A 13,317-nucleotide genomic window follows, 5' to 3' on the forward strand; every position below is an offset into this window, starting at 1 on the left:
GCCATTCATACTGCATCGAGTGCGGAGGCTGACTCGGAATTCGGTCAGGATGATGTTGCGGGGCCTGCGGCGCTGGTAGGGACCTGCGTCGGTCGGGGAAACCTGGCTGACCAGAGGGATACAGAGGACTAGGGGGTACTTTGTTCCGCCAGCCGTGCCTTGATCCGCTCGCTGGCGTTGACAAGGGAGGCTTCGTTCACCGCGGCGGCGGCGCTCGGATCCCTGTTCCGTGTTGCAGTGATCAGGTCCTGCTGGTAGCGCCACAGCGAGTCATCCTCCGCTGCGTCCAGGGAACCCTGGGCGCCGACAATCTTGTAGGCTCTGCACTGCTGCCATAGTGTCCGGATCATCTGGAGCAGCACCGGGTTACCTCCGGCTTGGTAAAGAATGGCCAGCATCGCCTCGTCGTGATCCAGCAGGGCAATTGCCCGGCCTTCGTCAATCGCCTTCCGCATCAGGTCGTATTCGGACTGCATTCTGCTGCAATCTTCGGCGGTGGCATTTCCTGCGCCCAGGCGCGCGGCCTCCGTTTCCAGGAGTCGGCGAACGTTGTAGACGTGGATCAACTCCTGAAGCGTTAGGCTCTTCACCACAGCACCCTTGTGCGGCTGGCGCACGGCCAGCCCTGCCTCCTCCAGCCGCCGGATCGCCTCGCGTACGGGCGTCACGCTGGTTCCCACCAGCTCGGCGAGGTCGTGTACCTTCAGTCGCGAGCCAGCCGGCAGCTCACCGCTTAGGATCGCGGCATGAATCATTGCGTAGACCCGGTTGGTAAGGAGGGTGGGCTCGACGCGTTGGGATGTGACCACAGATCAAATATACGGTTGTACCTGCAGGGCTCCTCCCGGGGCTCACCGGCGGGGACGTCAGCTCCAGGAAAACTTCGCACCAGGGGTGCTCGCGGTAACTGCTAGTCCGCGTCGTACGTGTTGGCGATGTAGACGTCGCAGTGCGCGTTATGCGCCACGCTGTTGGCGACGCTGCCCAAGACACGTCCGATCCCGTGCATCCTGCGGTTGCCAACCACGATAATGCGTGCCTCTTTGCGGTTTGCTTCCCTGATAAGGGCGTCCGCTGGCCGGCCGGAAACTGCGGAGTAGGTGATCTTGATGTCTCCGCCCAAGGTGTCTGCAACGGTCCTGGCGACGTGTTCTGCCTTGTCGGCGTCGGAGACGATCCATTTGTCACTACCGCTGCCGAATATCCCGGAACGGTCAGCGTCGAAGGCTGACACCACGTGGAGTGTCGCGCTAAGTGCCGTGGCCAGATCCCTTGCAGCCTCTGCGGCTTTTCTGGCCGTGTCGCTGCCATCAACGCCTACAACAATGATTCCACTCACGATCCTGCTCCCTTGCTTGGTTCTGCGACACCGGCTGTAACCTGCATCGTCCGCTCCTTTAATGTTGCTGTTTCACCATCAGGGCGACGCCGGATAGGCTATCCGGCGTCGCCCTGATGCAAGAACGATGCTCCGAGTCAGAGCTCGTTGGGTGCGCCCGGCTCGCCGACTGCGGGGTCCATTCCGTACTTCTCGAGGATCTCCTTGATGGTGCCGTCTTCGCGGAGCTTTTCGATGTTCTCGTCCAGCGCTTTGCCGAACGTGTCGTTCTCGAGGCTGGACGGCAGCATCACCTGGCCCACTGCAGCGAACTCGGGGACATTCGGGTTGGGCGTGACATTGATTACCTGGGCGCCTTCGATCGGGGCGTCCTTAAACCGGTGCGTGGCAGAGGCGGCGGATGCAACGATGGCATCGATGCGGCCGGCCTTGAGATCTCCGTAGATGGATTCTTCGTCCTGGTAGATCTTGAAGTTGTTTCCAAGCCACTGCTGCAGACTGTTGTTGTAGAGGTTGCCGGCGACCGAACCGACCACGTTGCCCTCAAGGTTGTCGCTGGTGATGCCCTTGGTCGAGATGATCGCCTGGGGATCGTTCCACAGGGGCGTGCTCATGTAGACGATCTTCGCCCGCTCTTTGGTGCGCAGCCAGCTTCCCGAGCCTATGTCGGCGCGTCCGGACTGCACTGATGGGATGACCGCTCCTGCACCACCGGAGGTGGTCACCGTGACCTCGAGGCATTCGAGTTTGGCGATCTCGTTGATCAGGTCACCCTCCATGCCGGTCACGTTATCGCCTTCCAGGATCGTGGCGGGTGCATAGTCGTAGCTGGCGACTGTGAGCTCGCCAGGGGTGATTGTCTGGAGGTCATTATGTGCCGGGGTGCAGTCGGTTGCGGTCCCTGCGGTGTCGTTGCCGCCGCAGGCGGTGAGGGAGATGGCGAGCATGCCGGCGGCGGTGCCGGCGGAAAGCGCGCGTACGAGAGTACGAGGATTTCGTGACATGGTTTTTTCTTTCTTTGCTGGGCGGTGGTGGAGGGGCGGAGTGCCCGGAACGGTGGAATGGTGGTTGGGTTCAGTTGCGTTGCAGGTGGCGACTGAGGCGCCGTTCCAGCACCCGGACGAGGCCAAGGAAGACGAGGGTGATGGATCCGTAGATCACTGCAGTGAGCATGTAGACGCTGAGGTATTCGAAGCTGATGGATGCGATCTCGAAGCTCTTGGACATAAGTTCCGGCACGGCGATCACGAACGCGAGTGCACTGGCCTGGAACACGAGGACGGCGAGTCCGGCTAACGGCGGGGTGGAGATCCGCAGGGCCTGCGGCAGGATGACGATACGGAACCCTGTCCAGCCGCTGAGCCCGGAGGTGAGTGCCGCTTCTTTCTGCCCCAGCGGTACTGCGGCAAGTCCAGCGCGGAAGTACTCCGACGCGTAGGCGCCGGCGTTCCAACTCAACGCGATGATTGCTGTAGTCAAGGACGTTAGGGTGATCCCCGCATCAGGAAGGCTGAAGTACAGCAAATACAACAGCACCAGAGCCGGCAGTCCCCGCCCGACCTCCACGAACAGGAACGAGATCCATTGCAGGGGTGCGAGTTTTGCCGCCGCCATTACGGCGAAGAGCAGGCCGAGCGGGAATCCGATCAGCAACGCGAGTCCGGTTAGCTGAAGGCTGACAACCAGTCCTGGAGCGAGGTTCGGCAACCATCCAAGCCACTGGGTAAGCATGTCCATCACGCCACTCCAATCTTCTTGCGCAGCACGAGGTCCGTCCGCCTTGCGACGACGGCGATAATGAGGCTGATCACGATGTAGAGCGCCCCGGCGGTGATGAACGAGAGAAGGCCTTCATGCGTCTGCCTCGCGCTTTGCTGGGCATAGTAGGTGATCTCACGTACCCCGATCGTGGATGCCAGGGCGGAATCTTTCAGAAGCCCGATGCCGTAAGTGGCGATCGAGGGCAGCGCGACACGGAACGCCTGCGGGGTAATGATGTGGCCTACGGTGGTTATCGTGCCCAGCCCGAGCGCGTGGGCGGCTTCGCGTTGGCCCTCGGGGATGCTGAGCAGTCCCGAGCGGTAAATCTCGGCCATGAACGCTGAGGCGATGATGGAGAACCCGATGATCGCGGCCTGGATCGTTGACAGCCGCAGCGCGTACTGGGGCAAGCCGAAGTAGATCAGGAACAGCCACGTGATCGGCGGGATAACGCGTACCACATTGATGTAAAGGGTAGCGATGCCCCGAATGATCGCGAACGGTGAACGCGCGGCCCCGACGAGCACCAAGCCGATGATGCCTCCATACAGGAGCGCGGAGCCCGTTACGTAGAGCGTGAGTCCAACACCCTGGGCAATCGCTGGCAAGAGTTCCAAAATCATCGCCGTCTCACCTGTCCAGTACGGCTTTGAGAAACTGCCGGGTGCGTTCGTTCTGCGGCTCCGACATCACCTGCTGACTGGGACCGATCTCCAACACGCCGCCATTGCCCATGACCATGATGCGGTCCGAGACGTCACGCGCGAAGTGCATTTCGTGGGTGACCACCAGCATGGTCATGCCCTCGTCGGCCAGGTCGCGCATGACCGCGAGAACCTCGAGGCCGATCTCGGGATCGAGGGCGGATGTCGGCTCGTCGAAGAGCATGATCTTCGGCGAGAGGGCGAGAGCGCGCGCGATGGCAATGCGCTGTTGCTGCCCTCCCGAGAGGCGGGCCGGATACGCCTTGGCCTTTTCAGGCAGGCCCACCCGCTTGAGCAGCTTCTCCGCGACTTCCTGCGCCTGCTCCTTGCTTGCACCCAATACTTTTCGCTGTGGCAGGGTGATGTTCTCCATCACGGTGAGGTGAGGGAACAGGTTGAAGCTTTGGAAGACCATTCCGGTGACGCGCCGAAGGTGGTCCAGGCTCGCCTTGTCCGGCAGCTTCCCGCCAGCAACGACGTGGGCCCCACCAATCGAGATAGTTCCCTCTGTTGGAGTCTCCAGGTAGTTCAAGCATCGCAGGAAGGTGCTCTTGCCCGCCCCAGACGGCCCGATGACCGAGACTACTTCGCCCTCGTTCATCACCAGATTCACGTCAGACAACACACGGTGGGCTCCGTAACTCTTGCCGAGCCCGGAGACCACGACGTCCCCCGAGAGCGCGATTGGGGGAGCTTTAGTGCCAAAACTTAAGCCCATTTTTCGTTTCCTTCGGGTAGTCGGACGCATCAGCCCGAGATCGGACTGAGAACGTGCGTCACAATGTTTACTAATCCATGCAGGTCGACGCAGCTGGTGTCATCAGATACCACCCGTCAAACGCGAGCTGCTCATCGCCATTTACGGTGGGTGGACCGCAGGGCCGCGCTACTTGTACTGCGCCGGAACAAGATGTGAATTACCCCACACCATGTGCCTTCCATCACTCTAGTCGGCGGCGGGTTCGCTGTCTAGATCTGTGATCACATATTTCTGTTTCCTGAGGAGTGCCGGTCCGCAGGGCCCTTCCTGAAGATGGTGTGGCGCACCTGCTGGTCTTCATGCCGATCCCGCAGCCACGGCATGGCGGCTTTCGGAACACCACCTTCTGTGTGCTGGACCAGGGCCCCGGTGCATACAAAGGATGGAAAAGACCCTCACACCCGAGGGCAGTGCCCAGCAAGGGCGATGCCTTCCCTTTGGCGTTCCCGAATGGCAGAGCAGGCGAATTCAGCGAAGGCCTCCATGACGGAGAGCATGAGGTAGGTCAATGTGGGAGTCCCCGCGGGGAAGAAAAGGCTCTCTTAGATGATCTACACAGCGCGGCTTTGCGTGAGACGTTGGGCGAGGGCGCCCAAGTCGTCGGGCGTATGACGGGCCTGTCCCTGCTGTACTCCGCGACGACTACCCCGTGGCGCGCTAACCACAGCAGTTCCGTGAGTTGCGCGGCAGGTCGGGGCAACTGCGCCTGTTCACCTGGAGCCCAACGCTGGCGGTTTGGTTTCCCGACGGACCTCTAGGATCCCGGGCGCGACCAGGCACGGCACCACAGATCCGGATGGCCACTAGGGGAACAAAGGTCCCGCAGCGGTGGTTGCTGCTTTGCAGGGAGCAGGGCAGCCTTGATAATCAGCGGAGCAGGGTCGGAGGAACCGGTCCTGCTGTCGCTGGGTGTACCACGGGCCGGGCTTCCACTTGCGGTGCCCGCCCCTGCGCCATCATGCCACCGTCGATATTGAAGATCTGCCCCGTCACGTACGCTGATTCTGCGGAAGCCAGGAAGATAACTGCAGCAGCAACATCCTCCGGTGTACCGGGACGGCCCATGGGAATCTGGGCGGCGCGGAGGTGCTCTTTGCCTTTTGGCGCGGGCGGCTCCCCGTCGACGGCGATCGCGCCGGGGCGCAGGGCATTGACGCGGATGTTCCAGGGGGCGAGGTCCACAGCTACAGCCCGGGTGAATGATTCCATTGCGCCTTTGACGGAGTCGTAAGGGATGCTGTTGCGGTGTGCGCGTTCGGCTCCGATTGAGCTGATGTTGATGATGGAGCCTTTTCGGCCGCTGGTGGCAAGCCCTCGCGCGGCCCGTTGGGTGCAACCGTAGAGCATGTTTAGATTCCTGCTCACGAAGACTTCCCAGTCGGACGGCTCTACAGACAGGAAGTTGTCCCAGACCGTCTGGCCGATGCGGGCGTAGGCGTTGTTTACCAGGACGTCTACAACGCCGAGCGTATTTTCGGTCTGGGCGAAAATCTGGTCCACTTGGGCGAAGTCGGACATATCGCCGACGGCCGGTTGCGCGTCCACCCCGACGTCCCGCAGCTCGCTAACGACAGCTGCTGCGGCCGTTGCATCGACATCGTTAACTGCAACGCGGGCACCCTCCGATCCGCACCGCAGGGCAATGGCTCGTCCGATATTGCGGCCGGCCCCTGTAACCAACACGGTCCGGCCGGTAAGGGCACGATTGCCGGTCGTAACTGCGGGGGATACCCAGCTGGTAGTTGCTTGATCGTGGTTCATGCCGTCTCTTTCAGGGCAATCAGGGTGACCGGGACTTGCTTTAGGCTTGCCGTCCAACGACGCCTGTGATCACCTCTGCAGAATGGTGCTGTGAAGCGTTGGATTGTGTTGCCGTGACTCAAACGAGGGGTCCACTTAGTGTGACACCAGGCGTTTTTCAAGGCGTCGGCGGGCACTGGCAAGGGACTGCTTGGTTAATTTTGTAGCTGCCTTGACATCCCTTGCCCGGGCAGCATCGAGGATAGCTGGCTGCGGGGTCCAAAGACTGGCATCGTCGTGATCGATGGCCTCCGTGGCACCGATGACCTTATAGGGCCGGCATTGCAGCCAGAGGCTTTCTATGACGTCCATCAGTACCGGATTACCGCCGGCTGAGTACAGGGTCCGGAGCAGGTCTTCGTCATCGTCCAAGGCATCCCAGACGCGGCGTTCAGCGACCGCTTTTTGCATCCGGGCGCAAGCTGCCTCCATGCGGGTGAGGTCAGCGTCCGTGACCTTGGCGGCTCCCCGGCGCGCGGCTTCGATTTCCAGGGTGGCTCTGACTTCGTAAATGTGGATCAGTTCTTCTACGGTGAATTGACGAACAATTGCCCCCCGATGGGCCGCTACCCGCGTGGCGAGTCCCGTCTCTTCCAGCTTACGAATGGCCTCCCGGACAGGCATCACGCTGGTACCGACCATAGCTGCAACATCCCGAACCCTCAGCGGAGAGCCTCCGGCCAGTTCCCCGGTGAGGATAGCGGTCCGTAGTGCCTCGTAGACCTGATCCGCGACCAGGGCGGGAGTGACAGCGAGAGCTGGAGAAGATTGCAAGGCGGACATCGGTGCAGACGTCTTGGTCTCCGGGTGCTGTGGAGCTTCCGCAATTTTTCCTGGCATGGGAGAATCCTAATTCGAATCCGCGGTTGGATGCGCAGCCGCCCACAGGCAGCCTGGCACCGGGCCGGAGGGCTGTCGCTGGATTGCCCGTTGTGCTGCTGGAGCCCTGAACCAAGCCGCCACCGCCCAGCGGCTGGCAGCTCCCGGGTGGAGGCGCCTTGTCCGATCCGTTCTTTCCTTCTCCCCGGGCCTTCGACGCATGGGAACCGGCGCCGAGGATCAGCCGGGTGAATCGACCTTGCTGAGGTCCAGAGCCGCTTCACATGTGGAGTATATGAACTGCGTACGAGCGTCGTCAGTCCCGGCCCGTTCAAGGGGAACCATCGTGGTGACTACGCCGGCGAGGCCGCCCGTTTCGTTGAAAACGGGAGCGCTGACGCCCCAGATTCCCGGTGCGAGGGCCCCGGAGCTGGTTGAATAACCGCGTTCACGGATGTTCTCCAGGTCAGCTCGGATGGCACCCTCCTCGTCCTTTGTCAAAAACTGTGCTGCGAACATCTCACTAACTTCCTCGTCTGGCAGAAACGCAAGGATGGCGCGGGCGCTGGCCCCGTGCAACAGCGGGCGCGAGCGTCCCGCGGCATAGCTGCAGCTAAGGATATGCTCGCTCTCTACGGATTCAACGCAGAGAGCTTCGCCGCCGCTCTGAACCAGGTAGGCAGCCAACTCTCCGGTCTCTTGAGAGAGCTGTTCAAGTCGTTGCCGCACAACTCCCTGTGCCAACGCTTCCTGGCGGTAGTTGTCAGCCAAGCGCACAACTTCCGGGCCGGCGGAATAGCGTCCTATTACTTGACTCTCAACTACGAAGCCGGCCTGCAGCAGAGTTTGGAGGTGTCTGTAGACAGTGGAGGCAGGGATCCGGAGTAGGCCCGCGATCTGGGAGCTGCTGAGGCTCCGGTGGCGGGCAAACAGCAGCAGGATGGACATCGCTACCCCGCGCTCATCCCGCTTCTTCAGGGACGCTGCGGCTGCAGCCTGGCTTGAGGCTGCCATGATACGGGAAAGGGTTCGCTTCTTCATGGAAAACTTCCGAGGCTGGGTGGAAGACCGGAGAGGGGAGCAGCCGCCGCCTGAGCAGAAATCAGGCGGCGGCTGCTGGAGGCCGTTCGGATCATTGCGAGGGAGTCCGACGGCGGTTGGAAGGCCGAGTGGGCAGGTGCCCACCCGACCTTCCAGTGGAGGCGCTGTACCGCACGCCTTCTTGTCGGGACGGGTCCCGCTTACTGGGCCAGGTAGGGCATCCGCCATTCCGTGGAGGGCGAGAAGTTCTCGTGGATGAACCGGCCGCTAAGCCACCGCTGCAGGGCCAGGCGCGAACCGGTCTTGTCGTTGGTGCCCGATGCCCGGCCGCCGCCGAAGGAGACCTGTCCCATCAGGGCGCCGGTCGGCTTGTCGTTGATGTACGTCATGCCAGCAGCATTGCGGAGCTTGTCCAGCGCCAGGGATACTGCCCGGCGGTCGTTGGCGAAGATGGACAATGTCAGGGCGTAGTTGCTGGTCTGGTCCACCAGGTCCAGCACAGACTCCCATTCGCTGTCCTCGTAGACGTAGACCGTCAGGAGGGGGCCGAAGAATTCCTCGCTCATGGTGAAGGCATGGGGATCAGTAGTCTCGAAGATCGTTGGTTCAACGAACCAGCCCTCTTCAGGAAGGACGTTGCCGCCGGCGAGCAAGGTGTGGCTCGGGAGGGCTTTGGCCTTGTCGATTGCAGCCTCGAGCTTCCGGAGAGACGTCTCGTCGATGACTGCTCCGAGGAATGTCTCGTGCTCGGATGGATCACCCAGGCGGAGCGACTTTGTGGTCTCGACGAGTTCGTCTTTGATCTTGTTCCAGATGCTGCGTGGGATGTAGGTGCGCGAAGACGCGGAGCACTTCTGGCCGGCATATTCGAAGGAGCTGCGGATCAAGGCAGCGCGCAGGGCATCTGCGTCGGCGCTCGGGTGGGCCACCACGGCGTTCTTGCCGCCGGTTTCACCCACCAGGCGGGGGAAGGAACGGTACTGGTCGATGTTGTCTCCGGCCTTTTTCCAAAGGCTGCGGAACACGTCGGTAGAGCCCGTGAAGTTCAGGCCCGCAAAGTCCGGGTGGCTCATCGCCTGGTCGGAGATAGCACGGCCCGAGCCATGGACGAGGTTGATCACGCCCGGCGGAAGCCCGGCTTCCTCGAACATCCGCATGAGGACGTCGTTGCTGAGCGCCGCCTTTTCCGAGGGCTTCCACACAACGGTGTTCCCCATAAGGGCCGGCGTGGTGGGCAGGTTGCTTCCAATGGCAGTGAAGTTGAACGGTGTGATCGCCAGGACGAACCCTTCCAGACCGCGCTGGTCCAGCGAGTTGCCTTCGCCCTGCAGGGATCCCGGCTGATCAGCGAAGATCTGCTGGGCAAGGTGGGCGTTGTAGCGGAAGAAGTCAGCTACCTCGCTGGCGGCGTCGATCTCTGCCTGGTGGAAAGTCTTCGACTGGCCAAGAATGGTGGTAGCTACCAGCTCGTCACGGTACTTTCCAGCGGCAAGGTCGCCGGCGCGCAGGAAAATTGCGGCCCGTTCCCACCAAGGGGTGCGGGACCATTCGTGCTGTGCGGCCAGGGCGGCGTCGATCGCAGCTTGGACTACCGCCTCATCAGCGGTTGGGATACGGGCCAGCACCTGGGCGTGGCGGTGGGGTGCGGTGACGTTGCGCAGCTCCCCGGTCATGGAGCGTTCGCCGTTGATGACGTGCGGCAGTTCGCGCACGCTGGCTGTGATCTCCGCAATCACTTTCTTGACGGACGCCGCTTCAGGTGAGCCGGGGCGGAATTCCCGCGACGGCTCATTGTGCGGCGTTGGGACTTTGAAGTTTCCAGTAACGCTGACTGTCTGGGACATTATCTGGGTATCTCCTCTTTGATTTCCCGGCCTGTGAGGCCGCGGGGTGGTTAGTGGGTTTCCAGCCGCAGCTCAAGCCGGCGCAGTGCGCTGGCCAGGGACTCGGCGGTGATGGTGGTGGCTGCGGCGGTGTCGCCGTCCATGAGTGCCTGGACCAATGCCGGCTGCGGGGTCCAGAGCGTGTCGTCGTGCTTGGCCACGGCTTCCGTCGCGCCGATCACCTTGTAGGGCCGGCACTGAAGCCAAAGCTGTTCAATGGTGCTGACCAGGACTGGATTGCCGGAAGCCCGATACAGCGTTCGAAGCACATCCTCGTCCAGGTCAAGCGCATCAACAATCCGGCCTTCCTCCACTGCTTGCTGCATCTTTGAGCAAGCGGCCTGCATCAGCTGTGTGTCTTCGCGGCTGATGTTGGGAGCACCTTGGGTGGCCGCTTCCACCTCCAGAATGGTCCGGACGTCATAGATGTGGATCAGCTCTGCTGCAGTGAAGGTTCGGACTACGGCGCCCCTGTGGGGGATGCGGGTTGCCAGCCCGGCCTCCTCCAGCCGGCGGATCGCCTCCCGGACCGGCATGACGCTGGTTCCTACCATGGCTGCCAAATCCCTTACACGAAGGGGCGACCCTGCTTCCAGTGAACCCGTCAGGACCGCGTTCTCAAGCACCTCGTAGACCTGGTCCGCCACCAGGGTGGGCGTGACAGATCTTGGTATTTGAAGGCTCATGGAGTGCTCCGTTTCCCGGCAGTGCAGCGTGATATTTGATCACAGTCAAGCTTACGGCATGCCCTGTCAGCCTTCGAGCGGCTTTTTGTAGGTGTCGTGGCCCAACTCTCTTCCGAGCTGTGAAGAAAAGACTATCCTGTGATCACAAATCACACAAGGGGGGTCCCGTTGTTTACGGAAGTAAAGCGGTCACTGGCCGGCAGGCCCTCGTTTATCAGCCGGGCAGGAATCACCCGATGCGATGCCGTCAGTGGTTTTCCGCAACATCCCGTGAACGCGCTCGGCTTTGTTGCCGCTCATGGCTTGGACTACCGCCTCGGCTACAATCAGGTCCTCCCATGACATCCCCGAACTTTTGAACAGGACTGGAATGGACGTATCCAACTCGACAGCTCCGGTCACCACGGCCCTGATGGGGATCAGGTCCTCGGCTTTCAGGTGTCCCTCCTGTATCGCCATGATGACATCCCCGGATTCGCGCAGAGCGGTCCGGACATCTTCGACCACCACCTGGGCTCGGCCGCACAAAGAAGCGTCTACTTCCCGGGCATGCGCTTCATGGGAACCTACAGCGATGACGATCGAGTCCGGGCGCAAGAGGGAGGAATCAAAGAGCGGTTCGTGAGCGGAGGTGGCGCAAATAACCAAGTTCGCTGCGGCCACCGCACTTTCTGCTTCAGCTGAATCCAGGCCTACTACGTCAGCGACCGCCGAAGGCGGGAGGCGCACCCGATCAGGGCTGCGGACGATGTACGTGACCCTCTCGATTTCCCGGCGGCCCTCCATGACGTCCATGACAGTTTCTACGTGTGCGACGCCTTGCCGTCCCGCGCCGAAGACAGCCAGCTTCAACGGCGCTGAACCCAGGGCGAGGGCGGGCAGGATGGCAGTGACCGATACCGCCGGCGTTCGCAGAGCCGTGAGGGCACTGCCGTCCAGCACTGCCTGCGGGGTAAGTGTCTGCGCGTCGAAAATCAGGTAGAGCGCCTGGATCCGGGGCAGATTCAGGTCGGGATTTGCCGGTGCAACGGTGGCCACTTTCACGCCCGCATATTCACCCGACTCCGCGGGCATGATGAGAAACTGCCCTTGCCTTAGAGGCAAGACGCGCCGGCTGGGATCCGTGGCAGGGTCCAGGCCGGAGAGAAGGGCATTGGTGATGGCTGCGGTCGCCTGTGCAGGCGAAAGCAGACTGCGCATTTCAGTTTCCGTGATGAATTCCACGTGCATTGCGTCTCCCGCCCTTGGTGTCTGTCGTCCTTGGCCTAGGCTCTGCTTCCAAAGCGTCTCGCAGGAGCTCAAGTAATCTACCGCAAACCATTGACCACAATGTGATCACATATTACGTTGGTCACATAGCGAGGGATTTGTCGGACCGGCACATGTCCCTGCCTACGCTTGCCCTAGCTTCACTTCTAGTTATGGTCCCACGCGCCTTCGTGTGCGCCCCCTTGAGAGGACTGCCCCAAATGACCACCATCCCCAGCGAAGAACTGGCCGAAATCTGTCGGCGCGCACTGGAGCGCGCGGGTGCAGACAGCTCGTCCGCAGAAATTCTTGCCAAAGCCACCGTGGAGGCTGAACTTGTCGGCAATCGCGCCGTGGGCGTCGGGCACCTCTTCGACTATCTTGACGGCTACGGGACTGGGCGCATCGCGACAGACGTCCAACCTCGGATACATCGCTCCGCGCCGGCGGTTATTGACGTTGACGCCTCTAACGGCCTGGCTCAGGCAGCCTTTGAAGCAGCGCTCCCAGACTTGCTTGGGGCTGCGCGCGAGGCGGGTATCGCCGCATTGTGGGTCCGGCGCTCCTACACCTGCGGAGAACTCGGATATTACCCCCGCCGCCTCGCCCAGGAAGGCTTCATTGCAATGGCTTCGGCCAACAGCCCTGCGCTGATGTCAGTTGGTGGCTCTCCTCAGCCGGTCCTGGGTACGAACCCCTTGGCCTACGCTATTCCCCGGCCTGGCAAGATGCCTTTCGTGATTGACCAGGCATCTTCATCGACTGCCTATGTCAACATAAAGCGCGCCGCTGAAAAGGGCGAGCCTATTCCTGCAGGGTGGGCGCTGGGTCCTGACGGCAAACCAACGCAGAACGCCAGCGAGGCTCTGCAGGGGACGTTGTTGCCTTTTGGCGGACACCGCGGGGGGAACGTTGCCCTCCTGATGGAAGTCCTCGCTACGCTTTCAGGTGCGAATTTTTCCGTAGATGCTGCGCCCTTCGATCATGGCGCAGTTTCGCCAGGTATCGGAGTGTTCTTGTTGGCCATCGATCCCGCACGGTTCACGGGGTCTGTCGACCGTATCGGGAAGCAGCTCGAGTACCTTCGGGACGAACACCAGGTTCGCCTCCCAGCACTGGAACTCACCGCCCTGCCCGATCATGTGGAGATCGACGACGATGCCCTTCTGCGGCTGCGGAAAGCTGCTGAAGCTGCCTGATGCAGGCCAGGCGGAAGCTCCGCAAACTTACGGCTGAGCCGGACAGGCTGCAGGGCACGCCTATTGATCCAAATGCG

At 61.7% G+C, this 13,317-nt stretch carries 13 protein-coding genes; 1 reads left to right on the plus strand and 12 read right to left on the minus strand.

Annotated features, from left to right (window positions below):
• Positions 1 to 128: 128 nt before the first annotated feature.
• The 12 genes from NXY83_RS00375 to NXY83_RS00430 form a co-directional block, all read right to left on the minus strand.
• Positions 129 to 809 carry a GntR family transcriptional regulator gene (locus tag NXY83_RS00375; RefSeq protein ID WP_258804153.1) on the minus strand — a complete coding sequence of 227 codons (681 nt, stop codon included), beginning with the start codon at positions 807 to 809 and terminating at the stop codon, positions 129 to 131.
• Between the two features lie 101 nt (positions 810 to 910).
• Entirely contained in the window at positions 911 to 1,339 is a 429-nt protein-coding gene (locus NXY83_RS00380) for a universal stress protein (protein WP_258804154.1), read from the minus strand.
• A 137-nt stretch (positions 1,340 to 1,476) separates the two neighbouring features.
• Positions 1,477 to 2,343, minus strand: coding sequence for a substrate-binding periplasmic protein (locus NXY83_RS00385; protein ID WP_258804155.1), 867 nt, complete (start codon positions 2,341 to 2,343; stop codon positions 1,477 to 1,479).
• 70 nt (positions 2,344 to 2,413) lie between these two features.
• Positions 2,414 to 3,076 carry an amino acid ABC transporter permease gene (locus tag NXY83_RS00390; protein WP_258804156.1) on the minus strand — a complete coding sequence of 221 codons (663 nt, stop codon included), beginning with the start codon at positions 3,074 to 3,076 and terminating at the stop codon, positions 2,414 to 2,416.
• A complete protein-coding gene (locus NXY83_RS00395; RefSeq protein WP_258804157.1) occupies positions 3,076 to 3,717 on the minus strand; it encodes an amino acid ABC transporter permease in 642 nt (213 codons plus the stop codon). Before NXY83_RS00395 ends, NXY83_RS00390 begins: the two co-directional genes overlap by 1 nt.
• Positions 3,718 to 3,730: 13 nt before the next feature.
• Positions 3,731 to 4,522 carry an amino acid ABC transporter ATP-binding protein gene (locus NXY83_RS00400; protein ID WP_258804158.1) on the minus strand — a complete coding sequence of 264 codons (792 nt, stop codon included), beginning with the start codon at positions 4,520 to 4,522 and terminating at the stop codon, positions 3,731 to 3,733.
• Positions 4,523 to 5,431: 909 nt separating this feature from the next.
• The gene (locus NXY83_RS00405; RefSeq protein WP_258804159.1) at positions 5,432 to 6,325 is read right to left on the minus strand and encodes an SDR family NAD(P)-dependent oxidoreductase; all 894 of its coding nucleotides are present in this window, start codon (positions 6,323 to 6,325) and stop codon (positions 5,432 to 5,434) included.
• A 135-nt stretch (positions 6,326 to 6,460) separates the two neighbouring features.
• Positions 6,461 to 7,204, minus strand: a complete 744-nt coding sequence (locus NXY83_RS00410; protein ID WP_258804160.1) for a GntR family transcriptional regulator — start codon at positions 7,202 to 7,204, stop codon at positions 6,461 to 6,463.
• A 219-nt stretch (positions 7,205 to 7,423) separates the two neighbouring features.
• Positions 7,424 to 8,224: an IclR family transcriptional regulator gene (locus NXY83_RS00415; protein ID WP_258804161.1), complete on the minus strand. Its 801-nt coding sequence runs from the start codon at positions 8,222 to 8,224 to the stop codon at positions 7,424 to 7,426.
• A 200-nt stretch (positions 8,225 to 8,424) separates the two neighbouring features.
• A complete protein-coding gene (gene pruA, locus NXY83_RS00420) occupies positions 8,425 to 10,068 on the minus strand; it encodes an L-glutamate gamma-semialdehyde dehydrogenase (protein WP_258804162.1) in 1,644 nt (547 codons plus the stop codon).
• A 50-nt stretch (positions 10,069 to 10,118) separates the two neighbouring features.
• Entirely contained in the window at positions 10,119 to 10,793 is a 675-nt protein-coding gene (locus tag NXY83_RS00425) for a GntR family transcriptional regulator (RefSeq protein ID WP_258804163.1), read from the minus strand.
• A 189-nt stretch (positions 10,794 to 10,982) separates the two neighbouring features.
• Complete coding sequence (locus tag NXY83_RS00430; RefSeq protein WP_258804164.1) at positions 10,983 to 11,993, minus strand: ornithine cyclodeaminase family protein; 1,011 nt, start codon at positions 11,991 to 11,993, stop codon at positions 10,983 to 10,985.
• A gap of 269 nt (positions 11,994 to 12,262) precedes the next feature.
• Between NXY83_RS00430 and NXY83_RS00435 the strand changes: the two genes are divergently transcribed.
• The gene (locus tag NXY83_RS00435; RefSeq protein WP_258804165.1) at positions 12,263 to 13,240 is read left to right on the plus strand and encodes an Ldh family oxidoreductase; all 978 of its coding nucleotides are present in this window, start codon (positions 12,263 to 12,265) and stop codon (positions 13,238 to 13,240) included.
• Positions 13,241 to 13,317 lie beyond the last annotated feature (77 nt).

Source organism: Pseudarthrobacter sp. NS4 (genome assembly GCF_024758005.1).
GTDB lineage: Bacteria > Actinomycetota > Actinomycetes > Actinomycetales > Micrococcaceae > Arthrobacter.